Source organism: Indolivaga capnocytophagoides, from assembly GCF_036511535.1.
Classification (GTDB): domain Bacteria; phylum Bacteroidota; class Bacteroidia; order Bacteroidales; family Dysgonomonadaceae; genus Dysgonomonas_A; species Dysgonomonas_A capnocytophagoides.
Genome location: NZ_AP028867.1, coordinates 407,143 through 430,191, shown reverse-complemented (window position 1 = coordinate 430,191; position 23,049 = coordinate 407,143). Strand labels below are relative to the sequence as shown.

At 49.0% G+C, this 23,049-nt stretch carries 21 protein-coding genes; 18 read left to right on the top strand and 3 right to left on the bottom strand.

Annotation, left to right across the window (positions count from 1 at the left end; translation table 11 throughout):
- The first annotated feature begins 175 nt into the window (after positions 1-175).
- From AABJ51_RS01960 to AABJ51_RS01935, 6 genes are read left to right on the top strand one after another with little or no spacing between them, the layout of a single operon-like run.
- The gene (locus AABJ51_RS01960; protein ID WP_004362761.1) at positions 176-790 is read left to right on the top strand and encodes a TetR/AcrR family transcriptional regulator; all 615 of its coding nucleotides are present in this window, start codon (positions 176-178) and stop codon (positions 788-790) included.
- Between the two features lie 26 nt (positions 791-816).
- Positions 817-2,571: an ABC transporter ATP-binding protein gene (locus AABJ51_RS01955; protein WP_004360041.1), complete on the top strand. Its 1,755-nt coding sequence runs from the start codon at positions 817-819 to the stop codon at positions 2,569-2,571.
- Between the two features lie 21 nt (positions 2,572-2,592).
- On the top strand, positions 2,593-4,326 hold the full coding sequence (locus tag AABJ51_RS01950) for an ABC transporter ATP-binding protein (protein WP_004360042.1): 1,734 nt from the start codon (positions 2,593-2,595) through the stop codon (positions 4,324-4,326).
- Positions 4,327-4,332: 6 nt separating this feature from the next.
- Positions 4,333-6,693, top strand: coding sequence for an efflux RND transporter permease subunit (locus AABJ51_RS01945; RefSeq protein WP_004360043.1), 2,361 nt, complete (start codon positions 4,333-4,335; stop codon positions 6,691-6,693).
- A 45-nt stretch (positions 6,694-6,738) separates the two neighbouring features.
- Positions 6,739-7,518, top strand: a complete 780-nt coding sequence (locus AABJ51_RS01940; RefSeq protein WP_004360044.1) for an outer membrane lipoprotein-sorting protein — start codon at positions 6,739-6,741, stop codon at positions 7,516-7,518.
- A 2-nt stretch (positions 7,519-7,520) separates the two neighbouring features.
- Positions 7,521-8,825 carry a DUF1302 family protein gene (locus tag AABJ51_RS01935; RefSeq protein WP_004362762.1) on the top strand — a complete coding sequence of 435 codons (1,305 nt, stop codon included), beginning with the start codon at positions 7,521-7,523 and terminating at the stop codon, positions 8,823-8,825.
- Positions 8,826-8,846: 21 nt separating this feature from the next.
- On the opposite strand, the gene mobC is transcribed toward AABJ51_RS01935, so the two are convergent.
- From mobC to AABJ51_RS01920, 3 genes are all read right to left on the bottom strand, one after another.
- Complete coding sequence (mobC, locus tag AABJ51_RS01930; RefSeq protein ID WP_004360046.1) at positions 8,847-10,850, bottom strand: conjugal transfer protein MobC; 2,004 nt, start codon at positions 10,848-10,850, stop codon at positions 8,847-8,849.
- 148 nt (positions 10,851-10,998) lie between these two features.
- Entirely contained in the window at positions 10,999-12,273 is a 1,275-nt protein-coding gene (gene mobB, locus AABJ51_RS01925) for a conjugal transfer protein MobB (RefSeq protein WP_004360047.1), read from the bottom strand.
- Positions 12,270-12,683, bottom strand: coding sequence for a plasmid mobilization protein (locus tag AABJ51_RS01920; RefSeq protein WP_004377575.1), 414 nt, complete (start codon positions 12,681-12,683; stop codon positions 12,270-12,272). The genes mobB and AABJ51_RS01920 overlap by 4 nt, the downstream gene beginning before the upstream one ends.
- 589 nt (positions 12,684-13,272) lie before the next feature.
- Between AABJ51_RS01920 and AABJ51_RS01915 the strand changes: the two genes are divergently transcribed.
- The 12 genes from AABJ51_RS01915 to traM all read left to right on the top strand — a co-directional run bounded on the left by AABJ51_RS01915 (position 13,273) and on the right by traM (position 23,046).
- Entirely contained in the window at positions 13,273-14,076 is an 804-nt protein-coding gene (locus AABJ51_RS01915) for a ParA family protein (protein ID WP_004360049.1), read from the top strand.
- Positions 14,063-14,581 carry a DUF3408 domain-containing protein gene (locus tag AABJ51_RS01910; protein WP_004352581.1) on the top strand — a complete coding sequence of 173 codons (519 nt, stop codon included), beginning with the start codon at positions 14,063-14,065 and terminating at the stop codon, positions 14,579-14,581. The genes AABJ51_RS01915 and AABJ51_RS01910 overlap by 14 nt, the downstream gene beginning before the upstream one ends.
- 11 nt (positions 14,582-14,592) lie before the next feature.
- A complete protein-coding gene (locus AABJ51_RS01905) occupies positions 14,593-15,081 on the top strand; it encodes a DUF3408 domain-containing protein (RefSeq protein WP_004362764.1) in 489 nt (162 codons plus the stop codon).
- The gene (locus AABJ51_RS01900; RefSeq protein ID WP_004360051.1) at positions 15,078-15,857 is read left to right on the top strand and encodes a hypothetical protein; all 780 of its coding nucleotides are present in this window, start codon (positions 15,078-15,080) and stop codon (positions 15,855-15,857) included. Before AABJ51_RS01905 ends, AABJ51_RS01900 begins: the two co-directional genes overlap by 4 nt.
- 133 nt (positions 15,858-15,990) lie before the next feature.
- A complete protein-coding gene (locus tag AABJ51_RS01895; RefSeq protein ID WP_004352587.1) occupies positions 15,991-16,293 on the top strand; it encodes a DUF4134 domain-containing protein in 303 nt (100 codons plus the stop codon).
- A 3-nt stretch (positions 16,294-16,296) separates the two neighbouring features.
- Positions 16,297-16,629, top strand: a complete 333-nt coding sequence (locus tag AABJ51_RS01890; protein WP_004338355.1) for a DUF4133 domain-containing protein — start codon at positions 16,297-16,299, stop codon at positions 16,627-16,629.
- Positions 16,629-19,151, top strand: coding sequence for a TraG family conjugative transposon ATPase (locus AABJ51_RS01885; protein ID WP_004362765.1), 2,523 nt, complete (start codon positions 16,629-16,631; stop codon positions 19,149-19,151). Before AABJ51_RS01890 ends, AABJ51_RS01885 begins: the two co-directional genes overlap by 1 nt.
- Before the next feature lie 27 nt (positions 19,152-19,178).
- Positions 19,179-19,808 (top strand): DUF4141 domain-containing protein, encoded by a 630-nt coding sequence (locus AABJ51_RS01880; RefSeq protein ID WP_004360053.1) that lies wholly within the window; start codon positions 19,179-19,181, stop codon positions 19,806-19,808.
- Positions 19,809-19,820: 12 nt separating this feature from the next.
- Positions 19,821-20,858, top strand: coding sequence for a conjugative transposon protein TraJ (gene traJ, locus AABJ51_RS01875; RefSeq protein WP_004360054.1), 1,038 nt, complete (start codon positions 19,821-19,823; stop codon positions 20,856-20,858).
- Between the two features lie 17 nt (positions 20,859-20,875).
- On the top strand, positions 20,876-21,499 hold the full coding sequence (gene traK, locus AABJ51_RS01870) for a conjugative transposon protein TraK (RefSeq protein WP_004360055.1): 624 nt from the start codon (positions 20,876-20,878) through the stop codon (positions 21,497-21,499).
- A 4-nt stretch (positions 21,500-21,503) separates the two neighbouring features.
- The gene (locus tag AABJ51_RS01865; RefSeq protein WP_139051427.1) at positions 21,504-21,794 is read left to right on the top strand and encodes a hypothetical protein; all 291 of its coding nucleotides are present in this window, start codon (positions 21,504-21,506) and stop codon (positions 21,792-21,794) included.
- The gene (traM, locus tag AABJ51_RS01860; protein WP_036881604.1) at positions 21,787-23,046 is read left to right on the top strand and encodes a conjugative transposon protein TraM; all 1,260 of its coding nucleotides are present in this window, start codon (positions 21,787-21,789) and stop codon (positions 23,044-23,046) included. Before AABJ51_RS01865 ends, traM begins: the two co-directional genes overlap by 8 nt.
- Positions 23,047-23,049 lie beyond the last annotated feature (3 nt).

The following is a 23,049-nucleotide window of genomic DNA, read 5'->3' as shown; positions in this document are numbered from 1 at the left end:
ATGGAAATAGCATTCTTTCTATCTTTGCAGTATCTAAAAAAGTTTATGACAAAGGATAAATACCACATACAAAGGGTTTCAATATTGAAACAACAAAGTAGCGCATCATTCATCATAGAATGGTGCGCTTTTTTTGTGAACAAATTAGAACCATGTTCATTATTCATCTTTGACTATGCAGACATTGAAGACAGACATAAAGCAACGCATATTGCAAGTTGCCCATAGAGAGTTTATCAAAAATGGTGTGCAGCGTACGTGCATTAGAAACGTGGCGCGTAAGGCTGGCGTGACTGTGGGAAACCTGTATCATTATTTTGACAGTAAGGATACACTATTTTGTGCGGTATTGCAGCCATTGCTCACCGCGCTTGACCGCTATATCCTCTCGCATAATGATGAGGAATTTCTCTCGCTCGACGTGTTCGATTTGCGGCAACAGCAAATCAATCACATCATGGCGATGCTCACTCTTGTCAAACAGTTCCGCCCCGAACTGCGGCTGTTACTCTTCAATGCTGAGGGAACTTCGTTGGAGGGATATAAGAACAAAATCATCGACCACCAGATGAAGGTCGGTATGGAATACCTCCGGCTGATGAAGGAACGATACCCGCACATCAACACCAACATCTCCCCGTTTCTGATTCACCTCACCAGTTCGGCTTGGACGACACTCTTCTGCGAATTGGTGGAACACGAGGAATATAGTGAGGAGGAAGTCAAACAAGCACTCATGCAATATATCACCTTTGGAACGGCAGGCTGGAAAGAGCTGATGAAACCATAGGATAACATTCAAAAAACAATAATGATATGTTCAAAACACTCAAACGATTAGGAGCTTACATGGGAGGGCGCAAGTGGTTGCTGCCCTGCTCCGTCGGGCTGTCGGCAATCAACGGACTGCTCTCGCTCGTCCCGTTCGTTCTTTTGTGGCTCGTGGTGCGTGCGCTGCTCACCGCAGAGGGCAACCTTGCCGACGCACCCGTATGGGATTATGCCCTTGCCGCCTTCATCGTGTCGGTGGCAAACGTGCTGCTCTACTTTGCCGCACTCATGTTCTCACATCTCGCCGCGTTCCGTGTAGAGACCAACATGCGCCGCAGGGCAATGCAACGGCTCATGCGCGTACCGCTGGGATTTTTCGATACGCAGAACACAGGACGCATGCGCAAAATCATTGACGAGGACTCAGCGCAGACCCACACCTTCGTGGCGCACATCCTGCCCGATGTGGCGGGGAGCATCGTCGCCCCCGTTGGCGTCATCGTTCTGCTACTGACAGTGGACTGGCAATTGGGCTTGGCGGCTATGTTGCCAATCATCTGTGCCTTCGGCATCATGGGCTATATGATGAACCCGAGAAACAACAACTTCCAAAAGCAATATCTCGATGCGCAGGAGAAGATGAGCGGCGAGGCTGTGGAGTATGTACGCGGCATCCCGGTGGTGAAGGTTTTCCAGCAGACCGTCTTCTCGTTCAAGCGGTTCCACGACAGCATCATCCGCTATCGTGACCTTGTCATTCTGTACACGCTGTTGTGGCGTTCGCCGATGTCGGCATATACAGTTGCCATCAATGCCTTTGCCTTCTTCCTCGTGCCGGTGGGCATCATCCTGATCGGGCACGGGGGAAGTGTGGCGGTGGTCATTGCCGACCTCTTTCTCTTTGTTGTCATTACACCGGTCATCGCAACCAATGTGATGAAGATGATGTATCTCAGTCAGAATCTTTTCTTGGCAAACGAGGCTGTCGATAGATTGGAGAAACTGACCGATGCCTCCCCGCTGCCCGAAAGCGACAATATCCGGAAGCCACAAGCCTGCGACATACGCTTTGAAAATGTCTCGTTCAGATATGAAGGCACAGAAAAGGATGCCCTCTGTCACGTCAATCTCACCATTCCCGAAGGCCGGACAGTGGCGCTTGTGGGAGCTTCCGGCAGTGGAAAGACAACGATGGCACGGCTCATTCCCCGTTTCTGGGACGTGCGTGAGGGCAGCGTGAGCATCGGCGGGGTGGATGTCCGACAGATGGACAAGTCGGAGCTGATGCGCAGCGTGTCTTTCGTATTCCAGAACACTCACCTGTTCAAAACTTCACTAATAGAGAACCTGCGTTACGGCAATCCCGAAGCAACGGCAGAACAGATAGACCGGGCGATAGACCTCTCGCAAAGCCGTGAAATCATCGACCGTCTGCCCCGAGGTTTGGAAACCGTCATTGGAGCGGAGGGCACGTATCTTTCCGGTGGCGAACAGCAGCGCATTGTCCTCGCGCGTGCCATTCTGAAAGACGCGCCCATCGTGGTGCTCGACGAGGCTACCGCCTTTGCCGACCCGGAGAACGAGCATCTCATCCGAAAGGCACTGGTACATCTCACCAACGGGAAGACCGTCCTCATGATTGCCCACCGCCTGACCACCGTGCAGGATGCCGACAACATCGTGGTGCTGGACAATGGACAGATTGCCGAACAGGGTACGCACAAGGAACTGATGGCTAAGCGGGGACACTATTATAATATGTGGAACGAATACCAGAAAGCAGTGGCATGGAAACTATAAACATTCTAAGGAGACACCCATATGATTAAATATTTTCAAAACCGTTTCGCCCTTTCGGAAAAAGGAGCAAAGGACTTGCGGAGGGGGATAGCTTTCTCAACGCTGCTCAACCTTGCGCTGATGTTGCCGCCATCCTATCTGTTCCTGTTCCTCATGGAATACTTGGAAGCCGATTCCCGCATCGGTCAGCACACCTTGTGGTTTTACGTGTTGTTGGCAGTTGTGCTGATGTGCGTGATGTTCTTCATCAGCCGATGGCAGTATGACAGCACCTATACCACCATTTACAACGAGAGCGCGCAGCGTCGCATCGGTCTTGCGGAGAAACTGCGCCGCCTGCCGTTAGCATTTTTCGGAGAGCGGAACCTGTCAGACCTGACTTCTACCATTATGGAAGACTGCACCTCGTTGGAGCAAATCTTCTCGCATGCTGTTCCCCAATTGTTCGCGTCGGTGCTGAGCATGCTTATCATTGCCGTAAGCCTGTTCTTCTATGACTGGCGACTGGCTGCCGCCCTTTTCTGGGTGGTGCCGCTGGCGTTGGCAACTCTGCTCTTAGCAAGACGTATGATGGACAGATCTTTCAAGCAGAATTACCGCGTCAAGCGCAGCGTAACCGAACAGGTGCAGGAGGGGCTGGAGTGTATTCAAGAAATCAAGTCGTACAATGGCGAAGCGGAATACAACCGCAGCTTTGACAACCGTTTGAAAGCCTATGAGAAGGAATTGGTCAATGGTGAGTTGGTGGCAGGTTCGTTTGTCAATCTCTCTGCCATGCTTCTGAAATTAGGTATGCCCACCGTCATTGTCGCAGGCGCATGGATGCTACAGCATGGGGACGTGTCTATTTTCGTCTATCTGGCATTTCTCCTTATTTCAGCCATGGTTTATAATCCCATTCAGGATGTGTGCAACAATCTTGCCATCCTCGCTTTTCTCGACGTGCGCATCAATCGCATGAAAGAAATGGAGGCTATGCCGGAACAGAAAGGAAACAAGGATGTGGCGATGGACAATTACGACATCGAGTTCCGCAATGTGAGCTTTGCCTACGAGACCGAAAAACAGGTATTGCACAATGTTTCCTTTACAGCAAAGCAGGGAGAAGTGACGGCACTCGTCGGTCCGTCGGGAGGCGGAAAGAGCACCACCGCCAAACTCGCCGCACGCTTCTGGGACATTGACGGCGGAAAGATTCTATTAGGCGGAAACGACATCGCCCACATCGACCCGGAGACACTGCTCCGCAACTATGCCGTGGTGTTTCAGGACGTGCTGCTCTTCAACGCCTCTGTCGCCGACAACATCCGCATCGGCAAGCGTGACGCCACCGATGAGGAAGTGCGGTGTGTGGCACGGCTGGCACAATGTGATGATTTCATCAGCCGTATGCCGAATGGATACAACACCATTATCGGCGAGAACGGCGAAACCCTTTCTGGCGGTGAGCGGCAGCGTATCTCCATTGCCCGTGCGCTTCTGAAAGACGCTCCCGTCATTCTCTTGGACGAAGCTACCGCCAGCCTTGATGCCGAGAACGAGACGAAGATTCAGGCAGGCATCTCAGAATTGGTGCAGGGTAAGACCGTCATCATCATCGCCCACCGCATGCGCACCGTCCGCAATGCCGATCACATCGTGGTGCTTGGAGGCGGAACAGTCATCGAGCAGGGTGCGCCCGAAGACCTCATGGCTAAAGGTGGAGAATTTGCGCGGATGGTAAAACTTCAACAGGAAAACAATAATGAAAAATAAATAGCAATGAAAATCGAAAACATTAACCGTAAATTCAGGCAGTTGTCGGTGTGGATATTACGCCACCGACTGTTGGTAATGGGGCTGTTTGCCCTGCTTATCGCTTTCTCATTCGTGGGTACAAAGCGAATCGTCATGAAAACATCGTTCGACGACTATTTCGTGAGCGATGACCCGATGCTGCTCAAGACAAACGAGTTTAAGTCCATCTTCGGAAACGACTACTACGTGGCGGTATTAGTGAAGAACAAGGACGTCTTCTCCAAGCGCAGCCTGACACTTATCCGTGAGTTGAGCGAGGAGCTGAAGGACAGCCTGTCGTATGCCGACAAGGTTACATCGCTCACCGACCTTGAATTCACCGTCGGCACCGAGGAGGGAATGACCATAGAGCAGATTGTGCCCGACGATATTCCCTCGGACGTAGCCTCACTGAAAGAAATCAGACGCAAGGCATACAGCAAGCCCTATCTCTCAAAGAAACTGGTGTCGAAGGACGGCACGATGACATGGATCATGGTGAAACTGCGTCCCTTCCCGGAGGACAGCGTGTGGAAGAAGACGAGCGATATTGCCCCGGATATGCTCACGGGCAAAGAAGCCGGACACATCATCGGCAAGGCGAAATACGCAGAACTGTCGCCTGCTGCTGCGGGAATGCCCTACTTGAGCTACGAAAAAGTGGTTTATCTGAAACATGAAATGGGGCGGCTGTTCCTCATAGCTTTCCTTGTTTCCATTGTGGTGATGATTGTCGTAACCCGTTCATTGCGGGGAGTCATCGCCCCGTTGCTCACGTCGGTGTTTGGTCTTCTGATAAGTTTTGGTGTGATAGGCTGGACCGGACTGTATATAGATATGACTACCGCCATGATAGCGGTCATACTGGCCTTTGCCTGTTCCATTGCCTACAACATTCACCTGTACAACTTCTTCAAGACACGGTTTGTGGAAACGGGCAGGCGCAAGGCTTCCATCACCGATGCTGTAGGCGAGACCGGATGGGGTGTTTTGTTGTCAGGATTGACTACCATAGCGGCTATGATGACTTTCCTATCCATGAAGATAGTCCCCATGCAGGCTATCGGCGTGAACACCTCGCTGTGCCTGCTTTCGGTATTGATTACCTGTCTGATTGTTACCCCTGTAATACTCTCATTCGGAAAAGACCGCAAGCCAAGCATAGACGTATCTAAGAGTCTCGAAGGATACGTCGGCGGACGGTTTGAGCAGTTTGGTAGTTTCGTCCTGCGTCGCCACCGCCCGATATTCATTGTCTCGGTAGCCATCACGCTTTTTTGCGGCATCGGCATGTTCTCCATTGAACCGGCATTCGACATTGAGAAGACTATGGGACGGAAGGTGGAATATGTAAAGAAATTCCTCGACCTCTGCGACACGGAATTAGGAAGCATGTACTCCTACGACCTGATGATTACACTGCCGCATGCCGACGACGCGAAGAAGCCCGAAAACCTGAAACGACTCGACCGACTGGCAACCATCACGGAAAGCTATCCGCTGACCAAGCGGCACAATTCTGTCACGGACATTGTGAAGGACATGAACTGCACGCTCAACGGCAACAATCTGAAGGAATACCGCATTCCCGACAATGCCGACATGGTGGCTCAGCTCTTGCTACTCTATGAGAATGCCGGAGGTACGGAGTCGGAATACTGGATGGACTATGACTATCAGCGGCTGCGCCTGCAAATCGAGTTGAAGAGCTACAACTCCAACGAGGCGGAAAAAGAAATGGATCTGCTCCAAACCGAAGCGCGCAGGCTCTTTCCCGGCGCACATGTATCGGTAGTGGGCAATATACCGCAGTTTACGGTGATGCAGCAGTATGTGGAGCGTGGACAGATGTGGTCGATGCTGCTCTCGGTGCTGGTCATTGGCGTGATACTCATACTCCTGTTCAGAAGTTGGAAAGTGGGACTGGTGGGAATGATACCGAACATTGCCCCCGCCATTATCGTGGGGGGAATGATGGGCTGGCTGGGCTATCCGCTCGACATGATGACAGCCTCGCTCATTCCTATGGTTTTGGGTATTGCCGTCGATGACACCATCCACTTCATCAACCATTGCCATGTGGCGTATAATCGTTATAATGACTATAACATGGCTATCCGCAAGACTTTCCGCACGGAGGGACTGGCCATCGTGATGTCAACGGTCATCATCTCGGCTACATTTGCCGGCTTCATGTCGTCGGACGCCACGCAGACGAAAAACTGGGGCTTGCTGGCTGTAGCAGGTATGGTGTCGGCATTGTTGGCAGACTTGTTCCTCACGCCGATACTTTTCAAATATTTGCGGGTGTTCGGAAAGGAAAAAGGTTCAAAAACAAATAGTTAAACAAACAAGTAAGGTTAAAATATTCAATCATAAAATATAAAGAAAATGAAAACAAGACATTTTATTTTATCCCTTATTGCCTTGATGACAATGAGTGTTGCACAAGCAGCTGGTCTCACCGGAAGAGACATTATGCAAAAAGTAAAGAACCGTGCCGATGGCGATACACGCTATGCCACCGTGGAAATGACACTTATTCAAAAAAGTGGGCATAAGCGTGTGCGAAAAATTGAATCGTGGGCAATGGACGAAGGTAAGGACACAAAGAAAATCATGTTCTTCACCTATCCCGGCGACGTGAAGGGCACGGGATTTCTCACTTGGGACTATGACAATCCCGGCAAGACAGACGACAAATGGCTCTATCTCCCTGCCATGAAAAAGACAAGGCGCATTAGTGGAAAGTCATCGAAGACCGATTACTTCATGGGCAGCGATTTTACATACGACGACATGAGTACACGCAGCGTGGACGAGGAAACACACACGCTGCTGCGTGAGGAAGTGGTAAGCGGACACAAATGCTGGGTGGTGCAGTCCGTGCCTAAGGACAAGGGAGAAATATACTCAAAGCGCATCACATGGATCAGGCAGGACTGTCTGATGGCAATCAAGGCGGATTACTACGATAAGCTCAATAAACTGCATCGCAGCCTTACCATCTCAAATATTGACAAGGTACAGGGATTCTGGACGATGCACCTCATGCAGATGGAGAATGTACAGACGGGGCATAAGACCATCATCAAGATGGACAATCAGAGGTTCAACGTCAAGATTGCGCCCAATCTCTTCACTGTCTCCAAACTGGAAAAAGGACTCTGATCATGAAAATACTGCGATTATGGACGCTGTTGCTTGTGCCGATGTTCTCGGCACAGGCATTTGCCCAGATTGATACGCTGACGGTGGAGAATGATTCTGCCGATGCGGAATATATGCAAGAGGAAGAAACGGATGACAACGCCTTGCGTGTTCAGGTAAGAGGTTTCCTCGACACATACCATGCCGTCAGGACAGGAGGCAGGAACGAGTGGATGGCTTCGAGAACCCGTGCGCGCGGAGAGGTGAAACTTGAAAAAGGAGCAGCTTCCCTTTTTGTTTCCATGAACGCCACCTACAACGGCATACTGAAAGACCGCACGGGACTGGAACTGCGTGAGGCATATCTTGCATACACCAAAGGAAACCTTGACCTTCGGGTGGGGCGGCAGATTGTGGTATGGGGAGTGGCAGACGCATTGCGCGTTACGGACTGCGTGTCGCCGTTCGACTATACCGAGTTCCTTGCGCAGGACTACGATGACATTCGTATGCCCGTCAATGCCCTGCGTGCAAAATACACATGGCATTCGGTAACATTCGAGGCGATATGTAATCCCGTGGCGGATTTCTTCATCCTTCCCACCGACCGACGCAATCCGTGGGCACTGACTCTGCCGTCAGCCCCTCTTCCCTATACCATAGATTTGGAAAGTGGAAAACCGGAGAAAAGACTTAGGAATATGGAGTACGGCGGGCGGATAACGACCAATCTCAGCGGGATAGATTTCTCCCTGAGCGCCCTGCGGACATGGAACAAGACGCCCGCTCTTTCCCTTGCTGTGTCCAACGATGGAAAGTCGCTTTTAGCCAAAGGGGAATACCGCCGGATGACGATGCTCGGAGCCGACTGCTCTCTGCCTGTCGGACAGTTTGTCCTTCGCAGCGAGGCTGCTTGCTATTTCGATGAGGCGCAAAGCAGAGGTGTAGGAAAAGATGTGGTATGCCGAAATACGTACAATATCCTTGCCGGTGTGGACTGGTATCCGGGCAACGATTGGAACTTCAGCGCGCAATACTGCCATAAATATACGGCAGGGAACCTTGACGGTCTTTCCGTTTATCGCAATGCCGGACTTGCCACGGCAAGAATATCGAAAGAACTACTGCGGAATATGCTGAAACTTTCAACATTCGCCTATATAGATGTAGCCAATGGCGGCGTTTTCAACCGTTTCTCTGCATCCTACGCCTTGAACGACCAAATCGAACTCACTGCCGGATACGATTTCTTCCATGCCGACAAAGGCAAGTTTCAGATGTATGACCGAAACTCTGAAATATGGGCAAAGATGAAATATAGTTTTTGAATGACATAAAGACATTGCGTCTCATTCTTTTATAAGATGACAAAGAGAAGGATCTTCTTTTATCCTTTTTATTTCTTTTTCAATCAAAACAATTATTTCCCGCTTAACACATTTATAGTTGGCTTCGATAGTCTCTTTGAGATTATCGGAGCCATCTTCGTTTTGAAACGCATTGATTTCAGGAATGGACTGGTATTGCTTCATTTCGGCAGAGACTTTAGCACTATCCACCACTATTTCAGCATGGAAAATCTTTTGGTCAATGCGCTCGTCAAAGTTGTCGGATACTGCTCCCACGAACATACCTTGGGTAAGGTTGCTGATTTTCGATGCAGGGATAAGACTATCCATCTGTGTGGAGATAGAGGTTGATTTGTCGTTACGGTTAATGGTCATTGATTGACGTTGCTGTAGCACTTTACCAAAACGTTCTGATAGAGTCTTAGCTGTTTCTCCTACCACCTGACCACTAAAAACATTGCCCACGGTATTCTGTATCACCTTGCTCTCCTTATCCCCATAGTCGCGGGTAAGCTGTGAGAAGTCCTGAAAGCCCAAACAAACTGCCACTTTATTGCTTCGGGCTGTGGCGATAAGATTGTCAAGCCCACGGAAGTAGATGGTCGGTAACTCGTCGATGATTACTGAGGATTTGAGCTGCTTCTTCTTGTTGATGAGCTTCACGATACGGCTGTTATAAAGTCCGAGTGCTGCCGAGTAGATATTCTGACGGTCGGGGTTGTTTCCCACGACCAACACTTTCGGCTCATTGGGATTATTGATATCAAGTGAGAAATCGTCACCCGTCATCACCCAATAAAGGGCAGGTGAGATCATTCGTGAAAGTGGTATCTTGGCACTGGCTATCTGTCCCTGCAACTGGTCTTGTGCTCCACCCTCCCATGCATCCATAAAGGGAGAAAGGTAGTTAGCCAATTCATCATAGGCAGTGAGTATGGGGAATATCTGCGCATAAGGACGATTCAAAAACTCAATGGCATGAGGGAATGTACAGTACTTGCCGTCCTCGTATATCTTCAGAAACCAAATGATGGCAGCCAAAAGGATAATGGGCGACTCCACAAAGAAGTCTCCTTGCTTCTGAATCCACGAGCGGTTGAGATTGAGCATAATCGTGTAGGCACTCTCGTAGGCATCCGAAATATCCGTCATAAAAGACGGATTGATGGGATTGCAGCGGTGCGACTTGCGTGGGTCGTCGAAGTTAATCACAAAGAATTGCGGCTTTACTTGGTAAGCATCAAGGTGGTTGAGTAAATGGTTATAGGCAATTTCCGAAAGGTCGGGAAACTTATAGTCGTAAATATACATTGCAAAGCCCTTCTCAATCTGCTGTTTGATGTAGTTGTTCACGATGGCATACGACTTTCCTGAGCCGGGAGTACCCAACACCATTGATGCGCGAAACGGATTGACAATGTTGATCCAGCCGTTGTTCCACTTCTTTTTGTAGTAGAAACGACTGGGCAAATTGACGGAGTATTCGTTCTCCATCAGTCGCGTCTCCTGCATAAAACTCTCATTCTCGGTATTGAATACGTCATCCATCAAGTTATTTTTGAGCAGTCGGCTCATCCACACACCTGCCATCAGCAGACAGATATAGCCCACAGACAAGGTGAAGATATAGAGCGAAGCAGCACCCACCTTACCAATGGGCAATGCCAACAGCCACCAATTCAGAAAAAAGAACACAAAACCTGCGAAAAGCACCGTCCAAATCTTTGACCATGTGATTTTCTCCTCCTTCACGCCTTTTGTGCCCAAGCAGGAGAGCGCAAGGAAAACCACACAAAAGAGTTTCGTCCATAGGATAGATGAAAATAATCCCGTGGTGCGTTGAAAGTTCATCAGTATCTTGTTGATGATACCGAGTGTGAAGTGCCATTCTTGAAATGCCTCGTAGCAGAACCAGTAACAGTTAATCAGGAGGAATATCACCGATATACCCCGCATAAAGTCCATAACTTTACCCAATGCCCTTAAATCATCTTCTTGTGCCATAATCTTAAATTTGTTAGTAATCGCCCTTGTGCTTAAAATTGTCTTATAAGACTTTTCAAATTGTCTTATAGGACAATTTTAATTCTCCTATAAGACAATTTTCGGGCGGTGCATAATATTGTGGTTGAATACTATTTGAACGGTGCACTTAACGCTTCCTGCGTTTAAGATTTACCTTGTTTTGTTTACGGAGTTTACGTTGCCATGCCGCTTCTTTCCAATCATCATTGCCCGATGAAGAGAAGGATTCTCCCACCATATCGTCGATAAGTTCATCGACAAGATTGTCGCTTGCTTGTTCTTCGGGCAGTGTTGTCCACATCTGTTGCTGTAAGGTGGTATTAATCTTACCATAGAGCGATTCATCCAAGAATGAATTGTGTGCTGGATTAGATAGATATGCGTTGAATAAATTGGCAGCATATCCTTTACCCAATCTGGAGCCATTGAGCGCAATGCCTTTTTCATCATCAATGAATGTAATACCATAGATGCGTCCGCTCTCGTTCTTGCGAATAACAGTGCGCAAACATTGTTTGTTCAAGTTATCAAGTAGCTCGGCTTCTGTCATGGGAGAAGTTCGCATAACCTCCAACACCTTTTTTCGCATCCGCGGAATATACGCTTTGATTGACTGCTTGGATTTTAGCATTTTATTCTGTACGGCAGTATACCCCACACCACGACCGATGTCCGAGGCATGGATAGGTGTGCTCACCTTATTACCTTTATTGTCGGCAGGAACATATACCAGCCCGTCATATCGTTTACCCCTATACTCCGCCTTCACTTCCTCCACAGCGAGATTATACCGGGAGAGTATGGCGTTCAACTCACCCAAAGAACAGAATGTATAATGCTTTAGGACGGCACGGACAATCGAGCTGACCTGCTGCTTGATGTCGCCTTTGCCTATATCTACTTTATCACAGATTTGGCCGTTATTCTCTTTTTTCAGAGAGCTTGGTATCAAACTGTACTTTCTTTCCAAGGCATCGGTAATTTTCTTGCTTCTTCGCTTCTCGAACCTGTCATTGATTTTCCTGCCATTTCCATCAATGCGGAGCGAAACAATATGTATATGCTCACGGGCAATGTCGTTGTGCTTGAATATAATATAAGGCTGATTGCCATATCCAAGCTCTTCCATATATTCTTTGGCTATCTGTGTTAGTTGTTCATCGGAGAGTTTCTCATCCGGGTGCGGATTGAGCGAGCAATGAAAGACAGTATTCTTTGTCCTGCACTTATTCGGGATAAGTTGCTGCATATCGGATAGCACCTGCTCCATAGCGTATCTGCCATCTTGATTTTGGTACAGACCACCGGCAAGCAGAATAGTTGCTTCCTCCTGCCTTACCTTTTTGAAGTTATAGCCCAAAGCTCTTCCAAGGTTTGCTGTCGATGATATTTTGGCTATCATTTACTACGATAATCAATGGTTAAGGCAACCGCTTTCCTTTGAAGTTCGATAATCTGAATAGACAGTTTCTCCAACTTTTCAAGCAGAATATGTGCGGTTTTCACGCTGTGATAGGAGTTGATGGCACGCACCGCTTGATTATAGAGTACGCCAATCTTATGGATTTGTGCCGTCAATTCAGAGAGCTTTCGGTAGTATTCTACGGCGGATTTATCCACTGTAATCACCTTGAAACTCTCGCCAAGTATACGAGCACGCACGAAATCCGACTTTGTTTCTGCTCCTGATTTATGAAATAATTCTATGGCACGCTGCTGATCTTTTGGATCGGGCAAACGTACATGCCAGTTGTCCCAGCGGGGCTTTTCTATTCTTTTTCGTTCTGAACGATGTTCTGCATCTTTATTCATATCGCTTTGGTTTCTAATTACGACTTCGGAGTGATTTAATCCCCTTTTGGGGCAAGGGTCTTTGTGGTACAAACGGAGGTTTGTGTTACAAAGACACACCTTGCCAATATCAAGAAATGATACGATTGAAGTATCCACCCTTTTGGGGTGTCTGCTTCGGGATATTACCTCCATGTATTATTCTCGTCTGCAAAGTTACGGCGAGTTTTCAAATAACTCATTATCAGCGATATTCACTCTTTTCCCTTGTGTTTCCCTGTGTTTCATCGGTGTAATAAAATCAACCAAAATATCATTTATTTTGCAGCCAAAACGAGCGAACTATGGTATGACGACACAAGCAAAAGACACATCGTATTACCGTTGGCTTGCACCAAAGATGCAAAGAAGAAACGAAACATATTCATGACAATTTGTTGTCATGACAAACTATTGTCAATACAACAGATTGCAAGAACTATAAATCGTCCTTTCAGACTATCGCACGAATCATACGCAGTCAGAATTAACTGTCTGCTGATTACTCTCAAGAATGAGAGAACATCCAAACAGCAAATAGACAAGTAATATGAACTAAGAAATTATCATTATGGAGAACAAACAACAACGCCCCCTCTTTCTGGGGTTCTCCTCACAAAAGGGAGGAGTAGGAAAAAGCACGCTTGCCGAAATTGTGAGCAGCATATTGTACTACGAACAGGGCATCAACCTCTTCGTGATGGACTGCGACCTGTCGCAGGACTCCTTTTACAAACTGAGGGAACGCGAGAAAAGTGTCGTTCAGGAAAGCGAAGAGCTTTCCAAGTCCATGGAGGAATACTTTCACCACCTCGGCAAAAAGGCATACAGAATTTATAAGTCCAGCCCCAAAGAAGCTGTCAGGACTGCACGGAATAAAATCGACACTATCAACAATGAGACGTACCAGTTGGTCGTGTTCGACTTCCCCGGTCATGCAGGGACCACAGAGTTGATGGAACTGTCCCTTCAGATGGACTATATCCTGTCTCCGCTTGAAGCCGACATACAGTCACTCGTCTCCTGTATGGCATACGCCAAGACCATTACGGATATTGGTGTTTCAATGTCCGACTCACGAATAAAGGACATTATCCTGTTCTGGAACAAGGTGGACAGAAGGGTAAGGAACGTCATCATCGACGAATACACAAAACTTATCCAAGGACACGAACTCACGCTCCTGCCCGGCTATGTATATGCCACACACCGTTTCTCCCACGAACTTTCCACATACGGGCTACGAGGCGTATTCCGTTCCACCTATCAGCCTCCTGCAAGGGGATTACGAACGGGCACAGGGCTGGATGAACTCGTCTCCGAGATAATTCAACGTCTCAAACTAAAAACGAAAACAGAAAATGGCAACGATTGAGGAAAGAAAGCAGCAACTGGAAAAGAAGCTGAAGAAAATGGCAGAGGACAATGTCGTGGTGAAACCTGTCACGGTCCCCAACCCCTTCGATCCTTCTGAGGACACAGAACCTTCCCCTGCAACATTACGAGAGGAAGACGAAAGTCCGGAAGAAACGAAACCAACAAACGAAAAACCGGCAGATGAAACAGAAGGTGGGGCAACCGGAAACACTGAACCGAAAAGAGAAAGGAAGCCAAGAATGGAAAAGTCCGGCAGGTCGTCCCTTTCCATAGAGGAATACCGTTCCCTATACTTTCATCCCGTACGTTCGCAAATGCGGACAGCTTTCTCCATCAATTTGGAGACATTACAGAACCTGCGCAACGTGTTGCAGGACTTGGGGGAGCGTGTCTCCATAGCCGCATACATAGATAACATCCTTCGGGAGCACCTGCGAGAACATCTGGAACTGCTCAACAGTGCGGCTGCAAAGCAAAGGCGCAAGACAACAATAACATTATAAACCATACAATCATGACAACAATAAATGTAATTATCCTGACACTCGTGTTTTTTAACCTCATCATCACATCGGTGCTCTGCACTTATGCAATGGTGCTTCATCAAAAAACAAGGAGACCAATGAATGACCTAACACAGGCGGCTGAGACGGACGAATTATCAATGCTCCATGAACCAGCAAGGAATATAGACGACGATGAAAGAGAAAACACCAGTCGAGACGATTTTCACACCTCGACATCCGCTCCAAAGTCTACGGAAGATCTGTGGCATCTTTATGAATCCATATATTTCAAGCCCACTCCACAGAGTGCAAAATCAGGCTTTACCATCAACCGAGAGATACTTCAGATGTTGCGCGATGTCCTTTGGAACACAAAATCGGAATCCACACTCACTGCATATATCGAGAATATTCTCATGTGGCATCTTCGTACTTATGAGGAATTGTTGAATGAAGCCGCTTCGGCACATAAGCGGTACAAAACATTGAACTTATGATGGAAACAATACTTTTCAGTTTTATACTAGTACTCATCATCATTTGGATGATGCTTGGTATCCTATATTTCTATATGCGGTATGTATCTCCGTATGACTTCATCATCAAGAAAAAGGGAAAGAGTCATGAAGATACCAATAAGAACGAAGCAGCGAAGGAAAAAGACGTACTGAAAGGGCAAGGTGCAAATGAACAAACCGAGTTTGTACTGATTGGAAAAAGTCGTTCCATTTCCCCAATTATCCCACAAATGCCCTCTATTTCATCATCTGAAAAACCAGAGCGAAATAGCAATAATTTTGCACCGCAGAACTCCGAAAAGGAGGAAGATGTGAACGAAGAGGACAACGAGATGGACGTTGATTTCGAGATGGAGAGGGTGGACGAAGATGAAGTTGCCCGTGAGGAATTAAGCCTGCCCATCGAGTCCACATCGGGCGAAGCCGAGGTATCGGGGCAGTCCATCCTTGCACGTGACTTAGTCCGCCTGCAAAAGTGGACAAAAAACTGTGAGGAGGCTGATGAGGAAGAGGTCAAAGAGACCGTTCGACAACTTCAAGACTCCGAACTGTTGGATAAGTACAAGGAAAACATCGCCAAGATGCAGGGCGAACAAGCCTCGCTATTGGAGAAAATCCGCAGGGCGGAAGAAAAGGAAGAACAGAGCAATCAACAAGCAATGCCATCTTCTCGAAACTCAACACCACCTGTTTCTGACGTATCTGACACCTCTTCGGGTGATGCTGACGAAAAGCCACTTTCATACTATCTGTAAACAATCAACGAAGGCAGGGAAAGAAGTCGGTTCATTATCTGCGAATTGGTTTCTTCATTATCATATGTGCCGCTCTTTCCCTTTCCTTCACCAAAGGAGATTATTATTTCATATTTAAAATTATCAAATACAAATGAACAAAAAGAAAATCACAATGATGCTGCTCCTGACGGCACTGACCACCGCAGGAGCGTATGCACAGGGAAACGGTATGGCAGGTATCAATGAAGCCACAAAAATGGTAACCTCCTACTTCGACCCGGGTACGAAACTCATCTATGCCATCGGTGCCGTGGTCGGCTTGATTGGCGGTATCAAGGTGTATAACAAGTTTAGCTCAGGCGACCCCGATACGAGCAAGACAGCAGCCTCTTGGTTCGGTGCGTGTATCTTCCTGATTGTGGCTGCCACCATCTTACGTTCCTTCTTCCTGTAAACGATGGCACAATGGGAAATCAATAAAGGTGTAGGTCGGACGGTAGAGTTCAAGGGCTTGAAGGCGCAATATCTCTTCCTCTTTGCTGGGGGACTGCTGGCGGTCTTCTTTCTCGTGGTGGTGCTCTATCTCTGTGGCATCGACCAGATAGTCTGCCTCGGTCTTGGCTTAGTGGGTGCAACACTCGTCGTGTGGCAAACGTTTGCCATGAACCGCAAGTACGGCAGATACGGACTGATGAAGCAGGGAGCCATTAAGATGCACCCGCGCTACCTCTTGAACCGCCGTACCGTCTTTCACCTTATCCGTAACCTCAAACCCAAACGCAAGGCATAATGAGAAACAACAGTAAAATCACGACCTTGGAAGCGAAGTTCCCGCTGCTCTCCATCGAGCAGGGTTGCATGGTGAGCAAGGATGCCGACATCACGGTGGCTTTCCGTGTGGAGCTGCCCGAACTCTTCACCGTCACCTCTGCCGAATACGAGGCGATGCACTCGGCATGGCACAAGGCAATCAAGGTGCTGCCCAACTATACCATCGTGCATAAGCAGGACTGGTTTATCAAAGAGAACTACCAAGCCAAAATGAATAGTCAGCAAGGCTCTGGACTTAGCTTTCTTGCCAAAAGTTCAGAGCGACACTTCAACGAGCGTCCTTACCTGCACCATTCGGTCTATCTCTTCCTGACTAAGACCAACAAGCAGCGTATGCAGCGACAGAGCAACTTTTCATCACTCTGCCGCGGACACCTGCTCCCCAAGGAGATTACCGACAAGGAGGAAGTGATCAAGTTTATGGAAGCCGTGGACCAGTTCGAGCGCATTATCAACGACACGGAGCAAATTCGGCTCACCCGTATGACGGAGGAGGATTTGGTGGGTACAGCCGAGCAAGGTGGACTATTGGACCGATACTTCTCCCTTTCAGAAGACGGACACGCTTCTTTGGAGGACATCCGCTTGGGTTCCGACCTTGTGCGTGTCGGGGACAACCGCCTTTGCCTGCATACGCTGTCAGACACGGACGATCTGCCCACAAGTGTTTCCACCGACACACGCTATGAGCGACTATCGACCGACAGAAGCGACTGCCGACTGTCCTTTGCCGCTCCCGCCAGCTTGATGCTGCCCTGTAACCACATCTACAATCAGTACCTCTTCATCGAGGACAGCGATGATAACCTGCAAAGGTTTGAGAAGCAGGCACGCAACATGCACTCGCTTGCCCGCTATTCACGTTCCAATCAGATTAACGAGGAGTGGATACAGGAGTATCTCAACGTAGCCCACTCGCAGGGCTTGACCTCCATCCGTGCCCACTTCAACGTGCTGGCATGGAGCGATGACAAGGAGGAACTCCGCAACATCAAGAATGATGTGGGCAGTGCGCTGGCACTGATGGAGTGCAAGCCACGACACAACACCATTGATACGGCAACCCTCTATTGGGCGGGTATTCCCGGCAATGCCGCCGACTTTCCAAGCGAGGAGAGTTTCTATACCTTTATTGAACCTGCTCTCTGCTTCTTCACGGCAGAGACCAACTACAAGGACTCGCTCTCTCCCTTCGGCATCAAGATGGCTGACCGACTTTCGGGCAAGCCCATCCACCTCGACATCTCCGACCTACCGATGAAAAAAGGTGTCATCACCAACCGCAATAAGTTCATCCTGGGTCCTTCTGGCAGTGGCAAGTCTTTCTTCACTAACCACATGGTACGCCAGTATTACGAGCAAGGAGCGCATGTGCTCTTGGTCGATACGGGTAACAGCTATCAAGGCTTGTGCGAGCTTATCCACCGCAAGACCAAAGGCGAGGACGGGGTCTATTTTACCTATACCGATGAGCATCCTATCTCTTTTAATCCTTTCTTCACCGATGATTACTTCTTTGATGTGGAGAAAAGGGAAAGTATCTGCACCTTGTTGCTTACGCTATGGAAGAGTGCCGATGAACATATTACCAAGACAGAAGCAGGCGAACTTGGCTCTGCCGTCAATGCCTACATCGAACTTATCAGGACGGATCACACCATCGTTCCCTGCTTCAACACCTTCTATGAGTACCTGCGTGATGTGTATCGTGAGGATATGGAGCATCGGGACATTAAGGTAACGCTCTCTGACTTCAATATTAACAACCTCCTAACGACACTCAAGCAGTATTATAAAGGTGGACGCTATGACTTCCTGCTGAACTCGGACAAGAACATCGACCTGCTCTCCAAACGCTTCATCGTCTTTGAAATCGACCAAGTGAAGGACAACAAGGATTTGTTTCCTGTGGTGACGATCATCATCATGGAAGCCTTCATTAACAAGATGCGAAGACTCAAGGGTATAAGAAAAATGATACTCATTGAAGAGGCGTGGAAGGCGATTGCATCCGCTAATATGGCAGACTATATAAAATATTTATATAAGACGGTCAGAAAGTATTTCGGTGAAGCCATTGTCGTAACGCAGGAGGTGGACGACATCATCCAGTCGCCCATTGTCAAGGAGAGTATCATCAACAACTCCGACTGCAAAATCCTGCTCGACCAGCGCAAGTACATGACCAAGTTCGACGGCATACAAGCCATGCTCGGACTCTCCGAAAAGGAGAAGAGCCAGATTCTTTCCATCAACCAAAACAACGACCCCAACCGACTATACAAAGAGGTATGGATTGGTCTGGGCGGTATGCAGAGTGCCGTCTATGCCACGGAGGTGAGTATGGAGGAATACCTTACCTATACCACCGAGGAAACGGAAAAGGTGGAGGTGATGCAGCGTGCGGAGCAACTCGGTGGCGATATTGAAACCGCCATCAGGCTACTCGCCAATGAGAAAATAAACAATAAGAAGAAATAAATACGAACCATCAAAATAGTAGTAACAATGAAAAAGTTTTTATTTATGGCTCTCTTAGGATTGAGCCTTTCTATTCCCAAAGCTCACGCACAGTGGGTAGTGAGCGACCCGACCAACTTTGCGGGCAACATCGCCAATACGGTCAAGGAAATTGCCACCGCCTCGAAGACGGTGAAGAATACCTTGGACGGATTCAAGGAGGTGGAGAAACTCTACAACGACACCAAGAAGTATTACGATGCGCTGAAGAAGGTGAACAACCTCATCGGCGATGCCTACAAAGTCAAGGAGTGCATCCTGATGGTGGGCGATATCTCGGAGATTTACGTTACCTCGTACAAGAAGATGCTCTCCGACAAGAACTTCCGTCCCTCCGAACTCGCTGCGATGGCTTCGGGCTACACCAAGCTATTGGAGCAGAGCGGAGAGAGTCTGAAGGAGTTGAAGTCCGTTGCCAAATCGGGGGTGTTCTCCATGAACGACCACGAGCGCATGCAGGCTATCGACCGCATTTACACCACGCTCAGGGAATACCGCTCCCTCGTTTCCTACTACACCCGCAAGAACATCTCCGTGAGCTATGTGCGTGCGAGGGAGAAGAACGACCTCGCTTCGGTGAGGGCATTGTACGGCAATACTGCCAGTCGCTATTGGTAAACTCGCTGCGCTATGGATTTTACGAGTTTACACGAACTGCTGCGCTCCACCTATGACGAGATGATGCCCCTCTGCTCGGAGATGACGGGCATCGCCAAAGGAGTGGCAGGATTGGGCGCACTCTTCTATATCGCGCTGAGGGTGTGGGCTTCCATCGCCCGTGCCGAAGCTATCGACGTGTTTCCGCTGTTACGCCCCTTCGTCTTGGGCTTCTGCATCATGTTCTTCCCGACTTTCGTACTCGGAACAATGAACGCCGTCCTCTCTCCGGTGGTGCAGGGCACGGAGAAGATGGTCAATCGGCAGGAGAACAATTTGGCGGAACTGACCGCCAAGCGGAACAAGCTGCAGGAGGATGCCTATCTGCGCAATCCCGAGACGGCTTATTTGGTGTCGAACGAGAAGTTTGACGAGAAAATCGAGGAAATGGGGATTATTGGTCCGGAGGATGCCGTAACGATTGCAGGCATGTATGCCGAGCGGGCTGCCTACCAGACCAAGCAGTGGGTGATGAAGATGGTACACGACCTGATGGAGCTGTTGTTCCATGCCGCAGGTCTGATTATTGACACCCTCCGCACGTTCATCCTGATTGTGCTCTCCATTCTTGGCCCCATCGTATTCGGCATTGCCGTATGGGACGGACTGGCAGGGTCTCTCACGGCTTGGTTCTCTCGGTACATTTCTGTGTATCTGTGGTTGCCCGTCAGCAGTATTCTCACAGCCTTGCTCACCAAGATACAGGTCTTGATGGTGCAGAAAGACATAGAGGCACTCAGCGACCCGAACTATCTCCCGGATTCCGGTACTTGGTATTACATCGTCTTTTTCCTCATCGGCATCGTGGGCTACTTCTGCGTACCGACGGTGGCAGGCTGGATTATCGAAGCAGGTGGCGGTATCGGCTCTTATGGTCGCAACGTCAATCAGACGGCTCAGCGTGGGGCACAGGGTGCATACACGGGCGGACGATATGCCGCAGCTGGTGCAGGTTCTGTTATCGGCAATGTGGGCGGACGTATCAAGGGTGCATTACTCAAAGGTAAATAACAAAAAACGAAAAAACAATGGAATTCAAATCACTCACCAATATCGAGACCTCATTCCGTCAAATCAGGCTCTATGCCTTTGTCTTCGCCATCGTCTGCGTGGCGGTCAGCGGCTATGCCGTCTATGCCTCGTATGGCTTTGCCAAAGAGCAAAGGGAGAAAATCTATGTGCTTGACCAAGGAAAATCCTTGATGCTCGCACTGAGTCAGGATGCAAGCAAGAACCGCCCTGTGGAAGCGAGGGAACACGTCCGCCGTTTCCATGAACTGTTCTTCACCATCGCGCCCGATAAGGATGCCATCGAGAAGAACATGGAGCGTGCCTTCCTGCTCTGCGACAAGTCGGCTTTCAACTACTACAAGGACTTGGCGGAAAAGGGCTATTACAACCGTGCCATTTCGGGCAATGTCAATCAGCGTATCGAGGTGGACTCCATCCGCTGCAACTTTGAGGTCTATCCCTACGAGGTAACGACCTACGCCCGTCAGTTCATCGTGCGACCGAGCAACATCACGGAGCGTAACCTGATTACGACCTGCACCTTGCAGAACTCCGTCCGCTCGGACAACAATCCGCAGGGCTTTCTGATGGAACAGTTTATGGTGCGACAGAATCAAGACCTCCAAACCTATAAACGATAGCACGATGGAAAGGACAAGAGGATTCTCATTCGCACGCCACTATCTGAGGGCGCACTTGTGGCTCCGCCATCGGTGCGACAGGCTCACGGCAAGGCAGCGCAAGCTGATTGTTTTCTCCCTGAGCTTTGTCTATTTTGTCTGTTCCATCTGGATGATAGCGCAGTTTTTCCTGCCTCACGAGGAGGAAAGGCTGCCTATCCCCAAAGGAATGATAATAGACAGCGACATCCATACAGACAGTGTGTTTATACAACTTTATCAACGATATTCAACCAATAGCAATGAAAATGGATAATAAACAAAAAGAACAACTGAAAAAAGGACTGGTCTTCGGTGGGCTGGGACTGCTTTTCGCCCTCTCGATGTGGTTCATCTTTGCCCCGTCGGGTAAGGACAAGAGCGCTGCTCAGCAGGGACTGAACGACAGCATACCGCAGGCGACCACCGAACAGCTGACGGGCAACAAACTCAAAGCCTATGAATTGGGCGACAAGAGCCGTCAGGACGAACAGACACGCGAGGAAATGGGCAGGCTTTCGGATTACTTTGACAGTAATACCGCTCCCTCGGAAAGCGAACGTGCGGAAGCAGCCGCTTCGACGGCAAAGATTGAAAGCTCGATGCACCGCTATGAGGAGAACAACCGCCTGCTGAACTCCTTTTATGCGCCCGACCCCAATGAGCAGGAACGTGAGGCACTACGCTCGGAGTTGGACAATCTCAAAAAGGAACTGGCATCCAAGAACGAGAATGAGGATGCGGAGGAGAAGCGACAGCTCGCCTTGATGGAAAAGAGTTACCAAATGGCGGCGAAGTATCTGCCACAGTCTTCTTCGACTACCGCTACTACCAACGCTTTTACACCCGCAAAGGGAAAAGGTACTTTGGAAACATCGGCAACAAAACAAGCATCTTCAACGGGTTCTCTCCCGGCAATGGAGGTATTGGCAGAACGTAAGCAGGTGGTGTCTTCGCTCAACCAGCCGATGACAGATGCCGACTTTGTTCAGCAATATGGCACGAAGCCACGCAATATGGGCTTTCATTCGCTCACGAGTGCGGTTGCTGCCGTGCCCCGTAACACGCTCAGCGTGGTGGTGGACAGGACGGTAACACTCAAAGAGGGCGACAATGTGGCGTTGCGCCTGCTCGAAACTGCCCAAGTGCAAGGCTTGCGCATTCCCCGACAAAGCCGACTCATTGCGAGGGCTAAAATTGAGGGCAACCGCCTGCACCTGCTCGTTAAGAGCATTGAGGTGGAGGGACGGATTATTGCCGTGAAGCTCTCGGCATACGACACGGACGGACAGGAGGGAGTGTTCATTCCCGGTTCGGAGGACATCAACGCCCTCAAAGAGGTGGGTGCGAACATCGGTGGTTCGATGGGAACTTCCTTCACCTTTGCTTCCTCCGCCAAAGACCAGATTATCTCGGAGGCGGCACGTGGGGTGATGCAGGGCGCAAGTCAACTGCTCCAAAAGAAGCTCCGCACCGTCAAGGTAACACTTAAAGGGGGCTACCGCCTGTTCTTGGTTCAGTCAAAATAAGCA

Bases quoted from the DNA above. Each gene is read 5' to 3' on its own strand.
- AABJ51_RS01960 (WP_004362761.1), top strand. From the start codon at position 176: ATGCAGACATTGAAGACAGACATAAAGCAACGCATATTGCAAGTTGCC.
- AABJ51_RS01955 (WP_004360041.1), top strand. From the start codon at position 817: ATGTTCAAAACACTCAAACGATTAGGAGCTTACATGGGAGGGCGCAAG.
- AABJ51_RS01950 (WP_004360042.1), top strand. From the start codon at position 2,593: ATGATTAAATATTTTCAAAACCGTTTCGCCCTTTCGGAAAAAGGAGCA.
- AABJ51_RS01945 (WP_004360043.1), top strand. From the start codon at position 4,333: ATGAAAATCGAAAACATTAACCGTAAATTCAGGCAGTTGTCGGTGTGG.
- AABJ51_RS01940 (WP_004360044.1), top strand. From the start codon at position 6,739: ATGAAAACAAGACATTTTATTTTATCCCTTATTGCCTTGATGACAATG.
- AABJ51_RS01935 (WP_004362762.1), top strand. From the start codon at position 7,521: ATGAAAATACTGCGATTATGGACGCTGTTGCTTGTGCCGATGTTCTCG.
- mobC (WP_004360046.1), bottom strand. From the start codon at position 10,850: ATGGCACAAGAAGATGATTTAAGGGCATTGGGTAAAGTTATGGACTTT.
- mobB (WP_004360047.1), bottom strand. From the start codon at position 12,273: ATGATAGCCAAAATATCATCGACAGCAAACCTTGGAAGAGCTTTGGGC.
- AABJ51_RS01920 (WP_004377575.1), bottom strand. From the start codon at position 12,683: ATGAATAAAGATGCAGAACATCGTTCAGAACGAAAAAGAATAGAAAAG.
- AABJ51_RS01915 (WP_004360049.1), top strand. From the start codon at position 13,273: ATGGAGAACAAACAACAACGCCCCCTCTTTCTGGGGTTCTCCTCACAA.
- AABJ51_RS01910 (WP_004352581.1), top strand. From the start codon at position 14,063: ATGGCAACGATTGAGGAAAGAAAGCAGCAACTGGAAAAGAAGCTGAAG.
- AABJ51_RS01905 (WP_004362764.1), top strand. From the start codon at position 14,593: ATGACAACAATAAATGTAATTATCCTGACACTCGTGTTTTTTAACCTC.
- AABJ51_RS01900 (WP_004360051.1), top strand. From the start codon at position 15,078: ATGATGGAAACAATACTTTTCAGTTTTATACTAGTACTCATCATCATT.
- AABJ51_RS01895 (WP_004352587.1), top strand. From the start codon at position 15,991: ATGAACAAAAAGAAAATCACAATGATGCTGCTCCTGACGGCACTGACC.
- AABJ51_RS01890 (WP_004338355.1), top strand. From the start codon at position 16,297: ATGGCACAATGGGAAATCAATAAAGGTGTAGGTCGGACGGTAGAGTTC.
- AABJ51_RS01885 (WP_004362765.1), top strand. From the start codon at position 16,629: ATGAGAAACAACAGTAAAATCACGACCTTGGAAGCGAAGTTCCCGCTG.
- AABJ51_RS01880 (WP_004360053.1), top strand. From the start codon at position 19,179: ATGAAAAAGTTTTTATTTATGGCTCTCTTAGGATTGAGCCTTTCTATT.
- traJ (WP_004360054.1), top strand. From the start codon at position 19,821: ATGGATTTTACGAGTTTACACGAACTGCTGCGCTCCACCTATGACGAG.
- traK (WP_004360055.1), top strand. From the start codon at position 20,876: ATGGAATTCAAATCACTCACCAATATCGAGACCTCATTCCGTCAAATC.
- AABJ51_RS01865 (WP_139051427.1), top strand. From the start codon at position 21,504: ATGGAAAGGACAAGAGGATTCTCATTCGCACGCCACTATCTGAGGGCG.
- traM (WP_036881604.1), top strand. From the start codon at position 21,787: ATGGATAATAAACAAAAAGAACAACTGAAAAAAGGACTGGTCTTCGGT.